Origin of the sequence: Bacillus cereus, assembly GCF_025917685.1 — a bacterium.
Classification (GTDB): Bacteria; Bacillota; Bacilli; order Bacillales; family Bacillaceae_G; genus Bacillus_A; species Bacillus_A cereus_AT.
Map to the genome: position 1 here is coordinate 984,686 of NZ_CP089518.1, position 14,912 is coordinate 999,597.

A 14,912-nucleotide genomic window follows, 5' to 3' on the forward strand; every position below is an offset into this window, starting at 1 on the left:
CACTCTTACAAAATTGTCACATTCATGTAAGGTAATTCAATAGATTAGATACTTTTTCCATGTCATAATAAAGACATAAGAAAGCTAATCAAAAAACTATAAGTTATTAGGAGAGTGTCAGTCATGATTGTAACAACAACGTCTGGAATTCAAGGTAAAGAAATTATTGAGTATATTGATATTGTAAATGGTGAAGCTATTATGGGTGCAAATATTGTCCGCGATTTATTCGCTTCAGTTCGTGATGTTGTCGGTGGTCGTGCTGGTGCTTACGAAAGTAAATTAAAAGATGCACGTGATATTGCGATGGATGAAATGAAAGAACTTGCAAAACAAAAAGGTGCGAATGCTATCGTTGGTATTGACGTAGATTACGAAGTTGTTCGTGATGGAATGTTAATGGTTGCTGTAAGTGGTACAGCTGTACGTATATAAGTAAATAAAAACAGGCTCACCCCTTGAAGCTTATGCTTTAAGGGGATTTTTTTGTTTTTCAGTTAAGCTATTTTCACTTCTATCTTTCTTTTGCTCATGACTAAAGTTAAAATGAACAAAATTAAGCTTAAAAGTGCCATTATAATAAAAACTTGCGTATAACCATCAAAATAATCACGAGCGATTCCTGCTAAGACAGGAATGAATCCGCCCATAATATATCCTCCTGATTGCATCATAGCAGTCCATGCACTCGCATCTTCTGAAGTTTTTGTTTCATATAGCGGTAGCATGAGAGCGAGTGGGAATACGCCGCCGAGACCGATACCTAGTAAAATAGAAGGGATCCATGGTGTAGTTAGTGGGTAAATCATAAGCGATAAACCTACGAGTACGAAGCATATACTCCCTAATAACCAAAGTGCTCGGTTTTTATAAATATCCGCTAATGTTGGAATTAAAAAGCTGCATATCATTTGAACAACTGTAAAAACAGTTATAAGAGTACCAGCTTGTTCGCTACTGACACCCATACTTTGATTTGCTGGCGCAAGCCACGTCGTAATGGAATAAAAGATTCCTGATTGTAGTCCGAAAAAGATTGTGAACAACCATGCTTTTTTATTTCTTATAGGTAAACTATTATTCTTTTTATCTTGTGTACTCGTATTCTTTTTTCGTTTCATAACCGGATACCAAAATAGAATAGCGATAATAGTAAGTCCCCCCCAAAAAGCGAGTGCCATATTCCAATCGTCTTTTAATACATGTTGTAAAGGAATCGTTAATCCTGCACTTAAAGAAGCGCCTGTCCCCATACCTACTGAATATATTCCAATCATTAAGCCGATTTTCGTAGGGAATTTTTCTTTAATAAAACCTGATAGTAACGGACCTGCAAGTGCGATCCCAATACCGATAAATAAAGAGCTCGCGAATAATGTGGAAATGGAAGAGGTAAAAGCTCTCATACATGTTGCGAAGCCAATTAAAATAAGACAAGCCATAATTGCTTTTTCTGCCCCATATTTTTTAATTACCTTCCCAGTCAGTAAGGCGAATGTCCCCATACAAAACACAGGAATAGCTGTTAAAAAACTAACGGAAAAATTGCTTATATTTAAGTCTTGTCGGATTGTTTCTAATAAAGGTGAAATAGATGTAATTCCGATACGTAAATTAATGGAAACAAAAAATAGTGCTAGTATATACAAATAAGTTCGTCCTTGATGTTTCAATTTAATTTTCTCCCCTCTTAAACATCGGACGTTATTGAGTATATCATCTGATGTTTGAGTGTAATATATAAGGAGCTTATTTCAGCTCCAAATTTTGAACGGCGTATGTTCGTGCCTCTTCGGCATTTTGTTTAAAAATAGCTTGGAATAACTTTTCATGAATGTCAGAGTTATCTTCATAGTTCACTGTATTTAATATTAATTGGCTTAAAATGTGGCGAAGGGCAGGTACGAAAGATTGATATAAATCAAGTAGAACTTCGTTTTTGCTCGCCTTTGCAATTGCTAGATGAAACTGAATATCTGCATCTATGTATGCTACATAATTTCCTTCTTGAAGGGCATTTTTTCTTTTATTCAAATGTCCTTTTAAGTATAAAAGATCCTCTTCGCTTCGGCGCTGTGCCGCTAACATCGCTACTTCTTTATCTAACATATTTCTTGCTTCATACACATGATTAATATTAGCTGCTTGCAATCGTTTTTCAAATGAATCTTGTGTTGTATTTAGTGAGACAATACGAGTACCTTGTCCTTGTCGAACTTCTAAGATGCCGGCATGTACTAATATCTTTATGCTTTCTCGCAGCGTCGAACGCCCTACACCTAACTCTTCCATTAATTGCGGCTCTGTAGGGAGGCGATCACCAACTTCATACTCGCCGGAAAAGATTTTTTCTTGTAAACGTTCCAACACTTCATCGACTAATTTCCGTCGAGAAACTTTTGAAAAAGATTTCTTTTCGTTTATATTCATCTGCTCATCTCCTGTTATATTCGCTTTTATGATAACCAATTTAAGTTCTGTTGACAATGTTATTTTTTAGGTAGTTGGAGCGGGAGGGGATAACGTTGATGAATAAATGAAAGGACAGCACATATTTTATATGACTCATATGTACTGTCCTCGCTTATTCCACAATTGTGTTTGTTTTTGGATTATGAATAATTGTTTCCTGTCTTGCTATAAATTTCATAAGCAAAAAATCCAAATAAATAGCCTATTCCAGCTCCTAAACCAACTGTAAACAGTGAGTGACCCGGGAAAAATATGTCGACAATTATACCGATTAAACACCCCAAAAGCATTCCCATTGGTATTAAACTATCTAATAAAACTTGAGCGTTTTTTGATTTTTTCTTACCTAAGTTACCGTTGTCATATTTATGTTTAAGCCTTCCAATCACATATAATATGATTCCTCCGACTATTACAACAGGCGCAATTACCGTAATTAACCACATGTTAGAATCTCCTTTCACCTTTTAAAGGAATTATACCAGATAATTACAAATGCACTCTTAAAAGTACTATCTAGTTTATTTAAAAGGCCAATCAAAAAAACCTTTCAATTGTAGTTAATAACTCGTCAAAAACACTTTCCCTTTCGTTTTCTCAGCAGACTGCACAACATCAACCGCAGTTTTCACATCTGCTAAGTCATACGTAGAATGTACCGTCATGAAACGTAATTTCTTATTTTCTACTAAGCGAATTAAGTGACGAAACGTTTCTTGCCATTTATATGGTGACACTTCTTTATTCCAATGTCGTAAATGAAATATGTTCGCGTGCACTTTTGCTTTCGTGACAATCTCTGCCCAGTTTACTTGTATACCTGATAGAAGACCAATCGTTAAAAAGTGCCCGTTTGGACGTAAGGAAAAAGCTAATTCATTTCCATCCGGTCCCCCGATAGAATCAATCGCAGCATCTGCACCGATCCCGTTTGTTAATTCCATAACGGTTTTATAAAGCGGGGCAGAGGAAGTATCTATTACATATTCAGCACCGAGCTGAAGTAACTCTTCTGTATGTTTACTATTTCTTGTCACTGCAATGAGCCGGAAGTTTAAAATTTGCGATAACTGTGCAAATAGATGACCAATAGCGGATCCACAGGCATTCACCAATAAAACGTCATTACGTTTTAAGTTTAGAGTTTCTGTACATGTAACCCACGCTGTAAGGGGATTAATATACATTTGTGCCGCTGTGAAATCATCAATGGAATCAGGTATAGGGACTACAAAGTCAGCTGATGTTGTAACAAATTCTTGCCAAGTACCTTCCCCTCGTAAAGGTAAAACACGTTTACCGATAAGGCCTTTAGAAACGAAAGAGCCAACATCTTCTACAATACCAACACCTTCATAACCAGGTATATTAGGTAAAGGGATCCTATGGGCGTACGCTCCGGTTACTGGAATTAAGTCAGATGGATTAATCGGTCTAACTAGCATACGAACTAAAACTTCATTATCTTTTAATGGTTCTATATTTTTATATTCAACTTGTAATACATCTTTTGGGTTACCGAACTCATGAAATTGAATGTATTTTCTGTGCAAGATAAACGTTCCCCCTTAGTTTGATTGGGTTAATTATAGCATTTTTAGCTTAATTGATTATTTCAGTAGCACTAAATAAAGAAGAGCAGACAGTCGTCGTTTATTCATTTAATAAAATCGTAGAAAATGGTATTGCTGTATATAAAAAAATTAATGAAAAATAGGCTCGCTTTATGCTTTGAGGGGACTTTTATTGTGCAAATGTTAAAAAGATATATTAATTATGTAGCATTGTATGGAGTGTTAAATTGATTTCCTAAATAAGTTATTAGGTACATATTAATATAATAAAAAGACGCCCTTGTGAGCGTCTTTTTCCAACTTGAGATAGATGTATCATTATTGTTCTGCTAGGGTATATAATTCTTGTTTGAAGTTTTCTCACACAAATGATCTGTGTATCAATTTGTTTTTGATATACAGATCATTTGTATGAGAATTCTTATAGATAATTGCTGAATCATAATCTTACATAAATGCTTTTAAAAGTTCTTGAACCAATGGAATTACTCCACCTACAAATTTTAAAACTGCCATTGCGATTTCCATATGATTGCCTCCTTTTTTAAATAGTAAGTTGTAATAAATATTTATATCACCATTATAGTAAGCGTTTACGTGAACATCAATGCATTTCGATATGCAATATTTCATATTTGTATTTGGTAATGAGGATGTAGAGGAATCAGTAACTCACCCCGCTATTTGTGGGAGTCGGGCTGTATGTAAAAGCCTTCATTTTATCAAAATGTAAGTTGCATCTTGTATAATGTAATGGTGGAGGTCAGATATGAAAAAAATAAGTTTAAATATAGATTTGGATACAAATGTATTGGAAGTGGTATTTATTCCAAGAAGGTTTATTATTTTATGGATTATACTCGTATATATAGCGTCAATTCTTTTAGAATTTCGTAATAATATTTTCTCTATAGATAGTTTTTTCTTTACAATAGTCATTGTTATTCATACTATTTTTCATTGGCATGCGAGTTCATTAAAGAATAGGCAATTGTTGTACTTCTTTTTTGTACAACTTTTCATTGTGTTTTTGGCTGCATTTATTGCAACAAATGCTTCGATAGCGATTTTTGTTGGATTAACTCCTATTTTAATCGCCCAAAGTTTATATGTTTATAACAATATATTTAAAGTAATGGCAGTTTTTACTCTTATGTATGCAATATTTTGTGCTGCAATTAGTATCAATTATGGTGTAAATAAATTAGCTATTCTTATCTCTATGTTTCTTTTAGTGTTAGCAATTATTGTTCCTTTTTCTTATATTAATAAGCAGCAATTTGATGCACGTAATCGTATACAGAGCTACATCCAAGAGTTAGAATCTGCATATATGAGAGTGGAAGAATTGACATTAGCTAATGAAAGGCAGCGAATGGCAAGAGATTTACATGATACGTTAGCACAAGGTTTAGCAAGCTTAATTATGCAATTGGAAGCAATAGATGCCCATATGCAAAAAGGGAATACAGGACGATCTCAAGAGATCATGAAACAAACTATGATAAGAGCGAGACAAACTTTACATGATGCAAGGTTGGTTATTGATGATTTGCGTCATACTACTAATTCATTTAATGGAGCAGTAGAGGAAGAGGTTCAACGTTTTTCTGAGGCTACGTCTATACAGGTGAGATTTACTATTCAAAGCCCCCCGCATATTTCAAGCTTAGTAAAGGAGCACTGTTTATATGTAATTAGTGAATGTTTAACGAATATCGCAAAACATTCACAGGCAACAGAGGTAAATTTAAAAGTTGAATATATCGATGATCTTGAAAAACTTACTATTGGAGTTGAAGATAATGGAATTGGGTTTGACACTGGATATATCGGTAAGAATCCTGGACATTATGGTTTGATTGGCTTAAATGAGCGTGTTCGATTGATTAAGGGAGAAATACATATATTGAGTGAAAAGATGAAGGGTACGAAAGTGTATATTCAAGTGCCTATAAATAAAGAAGGAGATAGCCATGAAGTATAACGTATTAATTGTGGATGATCATTTCGTTGTAAGAGAAGGTCTGAAACTAATAATAGAAACGAGTGATTCATTTCAAATTATAGGTGAGGCTGCAAATGGAGAAGAAGCCCTTTCCTTCATAGAGAAAAAGGAACCTGATGTCATTTTAATGGATTTAAATATGCCTAAAATGAGTGGTTTAGAAACAATTGAGGCTTTGAATGAAAAACAAAACCATACGCCGATTATCATATTAACTACTTATAACGAAGATGAATTAATGTTAAAGGGAATTGAGTTAGGGGCAAAAGGATATTTGCTAAAAGATACGGATCGTGAGAATTTGTTTCGAACATTGGAAGCGGCTATTCGAGGTGAGATTTTACTACAACCAAATATTATGGAAAAGATAGTGAAGTATAAAAGGAAAGAAGTACATGCTGATAAGGTTGAAGGGAATAACTTAACAGAAAAGGAATTGTTTGTGCTGAAAGCTATTGCACGCGGATATAAGAATAAAGAAATTGCATTCGATATGGGGATAGCTGAGCGAACGGTAAAAGCATATTTAACAAATATATACAATAAATTAGGTGTTAATTCCCGATCAGAAGCAGTAGCTGTATCTATTGAAAGGAAGTTAATTCATTTTTAAAACATTATATATGCCCAATCGTACATTATAGGCCTGCCCTTTTGTACGATTTTTTTATTTCTTTCTCATGTTATGCTTCAGAAAGTATGAGAGATTTAAGAACAATCTAATTGCATTACAATTACAGACGTTTCTAATGTAGGAAAGGAAGAAGAATAATTAAATGGAAACTTTGCTTTTAATTCCTGTAGTAATTTTCTTTATTTGGCTGCAAAGCAAACAAAGAAAAATAAACTGGATAGATATTATAACTTTTCTCATGATGATAGGGATTATTACTTATACGGCGCCGCAGCCAATGACTAGGGATTTACAAGCAGAGCTACTGGCAGTTACGCTTTTTTCTTTCGCTATTGGTATTTGGCAAGGTGGGGGAATTACAGTCTGTTATGTGGATGAAATTTTATATATTACAAATGGAAAACAGTATTCCATTTCATGGATTCTCTTAATAATTGGCAACATAATTATTATTAATATATTTGAAGGTGGATTTATATTTAATGGACCGTGGTTTCTTTTGTGTAGTGTTGTCATTACATCTGGGGTGAAAACCAGTATTCTATGTGTTCTGTACAAATTAACAGTGCGAAATTGAATGGAAAATCAAAGCTGTTTTCTTTTATCCCAACATAAAACGTATTGCTGTAAGTTCATTAAAAGACTGTAGTTGATAAAAAATGTGAAGGAAGTATTGGAAGAATGGGGGAGTTAACGTAGATGTTTCTACCTATTACTATATTTGATAGGTTTAGTTGGCTGGGGAATGTTGCTTTCTCTTCAGAAAAGATTAGCAGGAATCGAGCGCTTTCGAGGGCTGAAGAAAGAGATGTTAATTTGTGTAATAAGAACGGTATAGGTTCAGTTAATAATATGCATCAAAAAATAACGATAGATTCTGTGGAATATGGTGATAATTGTGTATTGGGCCGTGCAGAACCTCATTCAACAATTGTCATAACAAGTAGTGATATGTATGTTGGAAGCGGACGGGTTAATGAGTATGGAGAATTTAAAATATATACAAATGATTATCTGGAAGAGTATTTGGTACTAGAGATTCAGTTGATAATGGGCGGTTTCTATCAAGGAAGTATAACGGTAAAGTTAAAAAGTTAAGGTATGATGATTTTCTTTTTATTTAGTAAATAAAAAGGAAGCAACCGTAGTCGCTTCCTACATCTATTAAGCCGAAGCTTTCTTCATTCTCTCAAGTAAACTAGATAAAATATGCGTACGATAAGATTCTAGCTTTTTACCTTCATAAGTACGAATACCTAATTTTTTAAGTTCTTTTACATACCAACCTTTGCTTCCGAAATACATGTGATCGCTCCCCTTCAACTTTGTTTTTATTTGTTCTGATTGTACTTGGAGGTACAGGTAATATAATGAAGGAAATGAATTTCGCGCGAAAATGGTTAACTTTGTTGCAAAAGACATATATACTAAGGATAGTATATAACGAGGTGGGCAAGACGTGATTATAGAGAAGCACGAAATTCAAATTGACCAAATTACGAGCGGTAAAGTGAATATCTTTACTTTCTATAGAAATAGAAAGCAAATTGATGATCATTTTTTACGATTACAAGAACCATCGCTTACAGCAAACTACTTCTTCCATTTTCATTTTGATGCAGAGAGCTTGCATCTACTGCAGGAAGAGTTTCCAAGCGTATATCCGTACGACGGTAGTGAAACGATTCACGACTGGACGGAAAAGATGAAAGCAGAATTGCAACATCAGATCCAAACAGGTAAATGGAATAAACGCGTACGTATCGGCAATCGCATTCTAGATGTGGTGTTTACGTGGTGTGACGAAGATATAGTAGAGTGAAAAAGAAGCGGATGACGCTTCTTTTTTTTAGCGCTGGAATAAAACGAGCTTACCTGCAGAAGATGTGCAGCGATGTGTTTTTTCATACAATCCTTTTTCTTGTAAAATAGATTCACCTTTTGCTTTCGCTTCTTTTTCAGTTGCCGCCTCGAATGATTCGTCTAATGCTTTTGAACCATCTTTTTCAAAGACTGTTAGAACGTATACTCCCATGAAAATTCCCTCCAATAATAAAAATCAGAATCTTATAACTATTTTGGCATAAATCACTAGAATATGCAAAGAAATATATGACATTGCGTGTTACAATAAGGTGAAACTTTAATCAGTGGGGAGTTTTTTATTTCCTGCTTATTACTAGTTTTCACCAATTGAGCATTTATTGTTTGTGTTCATGCGGATAAAATGAAACTTTTGAACTATAGAAAGGATCGTTATTTGTGAAACAAGTGAAGTTTATACATGCGGCTGATTTGCATTTGGATAGTCCGTTTAAAGGGATGGAAATGAATGTAGCACAGTCTGTTTGGGAGAGAATGAAGCAAAGTACGTTTGAATCGTTCGAACGTATTGTTGATAAAGCGATTCAAGAGCGCGTTGATTTCGTATTACTAGTGGGGGATTTGTATGATGCGGAGACGAGAAGTTTGAGAGCGCAAGTGTTTGTGCGTGAGCAAATGAAGAGACTTTCGCAGTACGATATTCCCATTTTTATTATTCATGGTAACCACGATCATTTAGGGGGAAGCTGGGCAGCGATTGAGTTTCCGGAAAATGTTCATGTGTTTACGGAGCCTTATGTGGAAGAGAAGTCATTTTATAAAAATGGTGAGCTATTAGCTTCTATTTATGGGTTTAGTTATTTGCAGCAAGCGGTAACGGATAATATGACAGCGCAGTATACGAAAATGAGTGATGCGCCTTTTCATATTGGGATGCTTCACGGAAGTGTGGAAGGGGATGCGGAGCATAATCGCTATGCACCGTTTCAAATTCGTGAGCTGAAGGAAAAGCAGTTTGATTATTGGGCTCTTGGCCATATACATAAACGTGAAATTTTATCAGAAGAGCCTTATATTATTTATCCGGGCAATATACAAGGGCGTCATCGTAAGGAAATGGGCGAGAAGGGTGCGTACCTTATTGAACTTACGAAACAAGGATCGCATTGTTCATTTTTTCATACGGCGGATGTTGTATGGGATGAGATAGAAGTGAGTATCGATGGGCTTGAAACGGTTGATGATCTTATGACGAGCGCGTCAAGTGCGATGAATGAATGCCGAAGAGAAGAGGAAGGCACGCTTTTAACTGTCGTATTTACAGGGCAGGGGCCACTTTCTCCTTATTTGCGTGAAGACAAGCGCGTGGAAGAGATTTTTCATATTTTAGCAGCGGGAGAAGAGCGAAAAGATTTCGTTTATGCGATGAAGTGGAAAAATGAGACGGTTTCTTTTGCGGAAATTGAACGTTTGAAAGAGGAAAATCATTTCGTCGGTAGTGTGCTAAAAGAGTTAGAAGCTTTTACAAATATGGACGGAGTGTTGCGCACCATTTGGACATCTCCTGTAGCGCGTAATAGCATTGAAGCTTTTACGGAAGAAGAGAAGAAAGAGATTCAAAAGGAAGCGGAAAATATTATTTTAGAGCAATTATTCCAGCAAGAGAGGGATAAGAAATGAGAATTGAAAGACTCCATATTTATGGGTACGGAAAATTAGAAAATGTGGAAATGGATCTGTCAATGCTGACGGTGTTATACGGTGAAAATGAAGCGGGGAAATCGACAATTCGCTCGTTTATGAAAAGTATTTTATTCGGTTTTCCAACGAGAGGACAGCGCCGTTATGAACCGAAAGAAGGCGGAAAGTATGGCGGAGCAGTTACTGTTCAAACAGAAAAGTACGGTCGTTTAAAAATTGAACGATTGCCAAAGACGGCAGTAGGCGCGGTGACCGTTTATTTTGAAGACGGGAAAACTGGCGGCGAAGATATTTTAAACGATATATTAAGCGGTGTGAATGAAAGCTTATTTGATTCTGTTTTTTCATTTGATATGCATGGTTTGCAAAATATTCATCAGCTCGGCGAAGCGGATATTGGTAATTATTTATTTTCGGCAAGCGCAGTCGGAAGCGATGCGTTATTGCAGTTAGATAAAAAATTAGAAAAAGAAATGAATCAGCGCTTTAAGCCGAGTGGTCGTAATCCTGAAATTAACGTGTCACTGCAAGAGATGAAGAAAATTGAGGAAAAGATGAAAGAGTGGCAAGGGAAGATTGGCACGTATGAAAAACAGGTCGAGCAGTTAAAAGAAAGTGAAGAGAAACTTGCTTCTGTTCGTGCGGAAAAAGAGTCAGCCGAAAGACGAAAGCAAGACTATGAAATATTAGCGGCGCTTGAGCCTCTCGTTATTGAAAAGAGTGCGCACGAGAAAGTGTTAGAAAACGAGAACGGGCAGTTTCCTGTAAACGGAATGGTGCGCTATGAGGCGGTAAAGGCAAAGATAGAACCGCTCCAAGTACAAGTAGATTCACTTCAAAAAAAGATAGAAACAGTGCAATCAGAAATTGATTCCACAGAAATAGATGAAGCATTTTTACAAAAAGAAAGTTACGTAGAAGAACTTCGTATGCAGCACATGTCTTATGAAAATGCACGCCAAGAAATGCGTGATATGACGGGAAGTATTACGAATATAAAAGAAGAAATCGCAGAACTACAGCAGCAAATTGGAGCCACTTTTGAACAAGAGATGGTTCTTTCATTTGATATAAGTTTAGCGACGAAAGAATTAATTACGCAAACTGTGCAAAAGGCGCGTGAATTAGAATCGCAAAAAGCACAACTAGATGAACGTTTTAAAACGGCTCAGGAGCGATTAGAAGAGCAAGAAGAAAATATAAGACAGATTCAGAAACAAATGTTAGCGGATGAAGAGCGAAATACGTTAGTTGAGAAAGAAAAGTCATTTCAAGATGCGGCGTTTATCGGTATGGGCGCAGAGAGAATGAAGCGTCAGTATGAAGAGAAAGCGGGAGTTGCTAAGCAAAAGAAAAAACAGTGGCAAAGAGTTTGTCTTATTTTACTTCTTATTAACACGCTTGTTTTATTCACGAGCCTATTTATAGATAACCGCGTGCTATTATTTATTAGTGTCATTGTTTTTGTAGGGATTGTTTTAGCACTCGTTTTATATAAAGATCCATCAAGCGGATTACAAGAAGAACTCCTTACTCTTCAGCAAAGTGCTGGCGGGCGCCAAAGTGAAGAAGCGATGACAGTTCGTTATCAGTTAGAAAAGGATGAAGAGATTCGAAAGTTATTTGAGCGAGAGTCTTATAAATTGCAGCAAATGGAACGAGCTTATGATAAAGTCGTTTCATCGTATGAAGAATGGGAGCGAGAAACTTTCCAAATAGGAGAACAAGTAGATGCGTATAAAACGCGCTATATGTTCCCTGAATTTTTTACGTATGCGCACATGTTGCCAGCGTTTGAGCGTATTGAAAAAATGCAGCAATTATATCGTGAGCTAGATAAACAAGGCGAGCGGAAATCTTCATTATATGAAATGATTTCGCAATTTGAACATAAACTAGAAACTGTTATCGGTAGCACGGAGTATAGTAATTTGCATGAGGCGCAAAGTCGTATGCAAAATGAGAAAGAGAAGCGCCAAACTTGTAAGCAGCTGAAAGAGAAGCTGACGGAATGGCGAGAAGAATATGAGTTCATGCAAGAGCAATTGAAACAACTATTAGTAGAACGAGATAGCTTATGGCATATCGCAGATTCTACTAATGAAGAGATGTTTTTAGAAGCAGGTAAACGGGCAGAAAAACGTGAAGATGCGGATAAGCAAGTGAGGCGTTTATTACCTCAAATTGATCTTTTAGAACAGCGCTTAACGAGTTTGTCATTAGCTGAGCATTATGAGGCTGACGGTTATGATGAAAAGTTAAAGCAAGAAATGACCGCCGCGAAAAACTGTCTGACGAAAGAGAAAGAACTGACGGAGCGTATTGCGAAACACCGTATGGAAATTGCGAATTTAGAAGAAGGTAGTACGTATGGTGATTTAATGCATGAACGGGAAATGAAAAAAGCGCAAGTACGCGAACAAGTGAAGAAGTGGGCTGCTTATGCGGCGGCAAAGAAAGTATTAACGAAAACGAAGCAATATTATCATGAAGTGCATCTTCCGCGTATTTTACAAAAATCAGAAGAGTATTTCGTCTATTTAACAGGCGGACGATATAGTAAAATCTTTTCACCGTCAGAGGCGGAGCCGTTCATTGTTGAACGTAACGATGGTATGCGTTTTTACAGTCATGAACTAAGCCAAGCGACAGCGGAGCAGTTATACTTATCGTTACGATTTGCACTAGCGAAAACGTTTGAGCATGATTATCCATTTATTATTGACGATAGTTTCGTGCATTTTGATGCGATAAGGACGAATCGAACGATTGAACTTATAAAGGAAATTGCGAAAGATAGACAAGTAATCTTCTTTACATGTCATGCGCATTTACTCGCGTATTTTACAGAAAATGAGATTATAAAATTAACGCATAAGCGTAAAGAAAATGAGTTGTAGTATGCTATACTAAAAGTAACTGATTTGGTGGAGGAATTCGAATGAAAAAGAAAATTGCAGAATATGAAGTTGGTGAACAAGTCGATGTTTTCTTGTTAATTAAAACAGCGACAAAAGGTCTCGCAAGCAATGGGAAACCGTTTTTAACAGTAATCTTACAAGACCCAAGTGGAGATATTGAAGCGAAGCTATGGGATGTATCACCAGAAGTTGAAAAACAATATGTAGCGGAAACAATCGTTAAAGTAGCTGGAGATATTCTAAACTATAAAGGACGTATTCAATTACGTGTGAAACAAATCCGTGTTGCGAATGAAAATGAAGTAACAGATATCTCGGACTTCGTAGAAAAAGCACCAGTGAAAAAAGAAGATATGGTTGAAAAAATTACGCAATACATATTTGAAATGAGAAACCCGAACATTCAGCGTCTAACAAGACATTTGTTAAATAAGCACCAAAACGAATTTTTAGAATATCCAGCAGCGACGAAGAATCATCACGAGTTCGTATCTGGACTAGCTTATCACGTAGTGTCGATGTTAGATTTAGCGAAAGCTATTGCTACGCTATACCCATCGTTAGATAAAGATTTACTATATGCAGGCGTTATTTTACACGACCTTGGTAAAGTATTCGAACTATCAGGCCCAATTTCTACAACGTATACGTTAGAAGGAAATTTACTTGGCCACATTTCTATCATGGTGAACGAAATTGGGAAAGCAGCAGACGAACTACAAATCGATGCAGAAGAAGTATTAATTCTTCAACACATCGTTCTTTCCCACCATGGAAAAGCAGAGTGGGGTAGCCCAAAACCACCATTAGTAAAAGAAGCAGAAATTCTGCACTACATCGACAACTTAGATGCAAAAATGAATATGATGGACCGCGCATTAGGACGTACAAAACCAGGTGAATACACAGAGCGTGTCTTTGCTCTTGATAATCGTTCGTTCTATAAGCCAACTTTCCATAATTAAGATTGTGAATAGAATGGCCTCATTAAGTGTGGCATGACAATAAAATTGTTTAAAAAGATGGTGTGAAATTAAGTTTTCACACCATCTTTTGTTGCCCTGATAAGGGAAGACACTGCAAACAGCTTTAAAAACCATTATTTATTCCTTGATGAGGAAAGAAATAATGAGAGAAAAAGATGTAAATCATACGGAAAATTTATATTGCATTAGCTTGTGTAAAGCTAATGGATGAGAGTCTGTTGTCAATAAAAAAACGGATCTTAAACAAAACAATTCTTTTGCATATCATGTGATGCAAGGGAGGCAAGAGAACGTGTTCGTTGATTGGAAATCTTTTGTAGAGTATTCTAAATATAGAGTTGTATTAGGAATATTCTTTTAAGGAGAGTGATTACTTTATGCTAGGAAAATGGATGGATAAAGTAAGAGAACCTAGATGTATACACAATTATAAATTTATTAAAACTCAGGATAGTGAAAATTTTAAAACAGGGCAGATTGGGACAGCTAATATTTATAAGTGCGAAAAATGTGGTAAAGAAAAGGTGGATTATAAATATAACAGTGATATAAATAGTGATTTTTGGAATATATAAAATAAATCGTTTAATGAAACGGAGAATTACTAATATTAATTATTCGCTAAAATTACAAGTTATTGTAAGGATATTTAACTATTAAAGAATTTTAATAGCCTATGATTAGTTCATTGATTGTAGGCTATTTATTTTGGCGAGTGAAAAGGTTTTATTACCAGTAGATACGAAAATAATTACGCCACAAAACATATAGCATTTTAAACTAATACTGAGA

At 35.7% G+C, this 14,912-nt stretch carries 17 protein-coding genes; 10 read left to right on the forward strand and 7 right to left on the reverse strand.

The window, feature by feature from the left end; all coding sequences use genetic code 11:
* Positions 1-123 precede the first annotated feature (123 nt).
* Positions 124-435 (forward strand): heavy metal-binding domain-containing protein, encoded by a 312-nt coding sequence (locus LUS72_RS05025; protein WP_000637505.1) that lies wholly within the window; start codon positions 124-126, stop codon positions 433-435.
* 62 nt (positions 436-497) lie between these two features.
* Here the strand turns inward: LUS72_RS05025 and LUS72_RS05030 are convergent, their stop codons facing one another.
* From LUS72_RS05030 to LUS72_RS27225, 5 genes are all read right to left on the reverse strand, one after another.
* Positions 498-1,679: an MFS transporter gene (locus tag LUS72_RS05030; protein WP_264449052.1), complete on the reverse strand. Its 1,182-nt coding sequence runs from the start codon at positions 1,677-1,679 to the stop codon at positions 498-500.
* Positions 1,680-1,749: 70 nt separating this feature from the next.
* Entirely contained in the window at positions 1,750-2,430 is a 681-nt protein-coding gene (locus LUS72_RS05035) for a FadR/GntR family transcriptional regulator (RefSeq protein WP_097829889.1), read from the reverse strand.
* 182 nt (positions 2,431-2,612) lie between these two features.
* Entirely contained in the window at positions 2,613-2,918 is a 306-nt protein-coding gene (locus LUS72_RS05040; protein ID WP_097829890.1) for a hypothetical protein, read from the reverse strand.
* 114 nt (positions 2,919-3,032) lie between these two features.
* Entirely contained in the window at positions 3,033-4,028 is a 996-nt protein-coding gene (locus LUS72_RS05045) for a zinc-dependent alcohol dehydrogenase family protein (RefSeq protein ID WP_420720171.1), read from the reverse strand.
* Positions 4,029-4,493: 465 nt separating this feature from the next.
* A complete protein-coding gene (locus LUS72_RS27225; protein ID WP_097829892.1) occupies positions 4,494-4,679 on the reverse strand; it encodes a hypothetical protein in 186 nt (61 codons plus the stop codon).
* Positions 4,680-4,815: 136 nt separating this feature from the next.
* On the opposite strand from LUS72_RS27225, the gene LUS72_RS05050 reads away from it, so the two are divergent.
* From LUS72_RS05050 to LUS72_RS05065, 4 genes are all read left to right on the forward strand, one after another.
* Complete coding sequence (locus tag LUS72_RS05050; RefSeq protein WP_264448644.1) at positions 4,816-6,033, forward strand: sensor histidine kinase; 1,218 nt, start codon at positions 4,816-4,818, stop codon at positions 6,031-6,033.
* On the forward strand, positions 6,023-6,667 hold the full coding sequence (locus tag LUS72_RS05055; protein WP_264448645.1) for a response regulator: 645 nt from the start codon (positions 6,023-6,025) through the stop codon (positions 6,665-6,667). The genes LUS72_RS05050 and LUS72_RS05055 overlap by 11 nt, the downstream gene beginning before the upstream one ends.
* Positions 6,668-6,830: 163 nt before the next feature.
* Complete coding sequence (locus LUS72_RS05060) at positions 6,831-7,265, forward strand: hypothetical protein (protein WP_264448646.1); 435 nt, start codon at positions 6,831-6,833, stop codon at positions 7,263-7,265.
* A gap of 122 nt (positions 7,266-7,387) precedes the next feature.
* Positions 7,388-7,786, forward strand: a complete 399-nt coding sequence (locus tag LUS72_RS05065) for an Ig-like domain-containing protein (RefSeq protein ID WP_071772315.1) — start codon at positions 7,388-7,390, stop codon at positions 7,784-7,786.
* 66 nt (positions 7,787-7,852) lie between these two features.
* Here LUS72_RS05065 and LUS72_RS05070 read toward each other — a convergent pair whose 3' ends face one another.
* On the reverse strand, positions 7,853-7,993 hold the full coding sequence (locus tag LUS72_RS05070; protein WP_000273535.1) for a YflJ family protein: 141 nt from the start codon (positions 7,991-7,993) through the stop codon (positions 7,853-7,855).
* A gap of 154 nt (positions 7,994-8,147) precedes the next feature.
* Between LUS72_RS05070 and LUS72_RS05075 the strand changes: the two genes are divergently transcribed.
* Complete coding sequence (locus tag LUS72_RS05075) at positions 8,148-8,510, forward strand: hypothetical protein (protein WP_029437729.1); 363 nt, start codon at positions 8,148-8,150, stop codon at positions 8,508-8,510.
* 27 nt (positions 8,511-8,537) lie between these two features.
* Here the strand turns inward: LUS72_RS05075 and LUS72_RS05080 are convergent, their stop codons facing one another.
* A complete protein-coding gene (locus LUS72_RS05080) occupies positions 8,538-8,723 on the reverse strand; it encodes a YhzD family protein (RefSeq protein WP_000539551.1) in 186 nt (61 codons plus the stop codon).
* Between the two features lie 227 nt (positions 8,724-8,950).
* Between LUS72_RS05080 and LUS72_RS05085 the strand changes: the two genes are divergently transcribed.
* The 4 genes from LUS72_RS05085 to LUS72_RS05100 all read left to right on the forward strand — a co-directional run bounded on the left by LUS72_RS05085 (position 8,951) and on the right by LUS72_RS05100 (position 14,695).
* Positions 8,951-10,192 carry a metallophosphoesterase family protein gene (locus LUS72_RS05085; protein ID WP_097829896.1) on the forward strand — a complete coding sequence of 414 codons (1,242 nt, stop codon included), beginning with the start codon at positions 8,951-8,953 and terminating at the stop codon, positions 10,190-10,192.
* A complete protein-coding gene (locus LUS72_RS05090; protein ID WP_264448647.1) occupies positions 10,189-13,113 on the forward strand; it encodes an ATP-binding protein in 2,925 nt (974 codons plus the stop codon). Before LUS72_RS05085 ends, LUS72_RS05090 begins: the two co-directional genes overlap by 4 nt.
* Before the next feature lie 41 nt (positions 13,114-13,154).
* On the forward strand, positions 13,155-14,099 hold the full coding sequence (gene yhaM, locus LUS72_RS05095) for a 3'-5' exoribonuclease YhaM (protein ID WP_000726646.1): 945 nt from the start codon (positions 13,155-13,157) through the stop codon (positions 14,097-14,099).
* Between the two features lie 398 nt (positions 14,100-14,497).
* Complete coding sequence (locus LUS72_RS05100; RefSeq protein WP_002150116.1) at positions 14,498-14,695, forward strand: hypothetical protein; 198 nt, start codon at positions 14,498-14,500, stop codon at positions 14,693-14,695.
* Positions 14,696-14,912: the final 217 nt, after the last annotated feature.

Coding starts and splice junctions, on each gene's coding strand:
- LUS72_RS05025 (WP_000637505.1), top strand. CDS start 124: ATGATTGTAACAACAACGTCTGGAATTCAAGGTAAAGAAATTATTGAG.
- LUS72_RS05035 (WP_097829889.1), bottom strand. CDS start 2,430: ATGAATATAAACGAAAAGAAATCTTTTTCAAAAGTTTCTCGACGGAAA.
- LUS72_RS05040 (WP_097829890.1), bottom strand. CDS start 2,918: ATGTGGTTAATTACGGTAATTGCGCCTGTTGTAATAGTCGGAGGAATC.
- LUS72_RS27225 (WP_097829892.1), bottom strand. CDS start 4,679: ATGAAATATTGCATATCGAAATGCATTGATGTTCACGTAAACGCTTAC.
- LUS72_RS05050 (WP_264448644.1), top strand. CDS start 4,816: ATGAAAAAAATAAGTTTAAATATAGATTTGGATACAAATGTATTGGAA.
- LUS72_RS05055 (WP_264448645.1), top strand. CDS start 6,023: ATGAAGTATAACGTATTAATTGTGGATGATCATTTCGTTGTAAGAGAA.
- LUS72_RS05060 (WP_264448646.1), top strand. CDS start 6,831: ATGGAAACTTTGCTTTTAATTCCTGTAGTAATTTTCTTTATTTGGCTG.
- LUS72_RS05065 (WP_071772315.1), top strand. CDS start 7,388: ATGTTTCTACCTATTACTATATTTGATAGGTTTAGTTGGCTGGGGAAT.
- LUS72_RS05070 (WP_000273535.1), bottom strand. CDS start 7,993: ATGTATTTCGGAAGCAAAGGTTGGTATGTAAAAGAACTTAAAAAATTA.
- LUS72_RS05080 (WP_000539551.1), bottom strand. CDS start 8,723: ATGGGAGTATACGTTCTAACAGTCTTTGAAAAAGATGGTTCAAAAGCA.
- LUS72_RS05090 (WP_264448647.1), top strand. CDS start 10,189: ATGAGAATTGAAAGACTCCATATTTATGGGTACGGAAAATTAGAAAAT.
- yhaM (WP_000726646.1), top strand. CDS start 13,155: ATGAAAAAGAAAATTGCAGAATATGAAGTTGGTGAACAAGTCGATGTT.
- LUS72_RS05100 (WP_002150116.1), top strand. CDS start 14,498: ATGCTAGGAAAATGGATGGATAAAGTAAGAGAACCTAGATGTATACAC.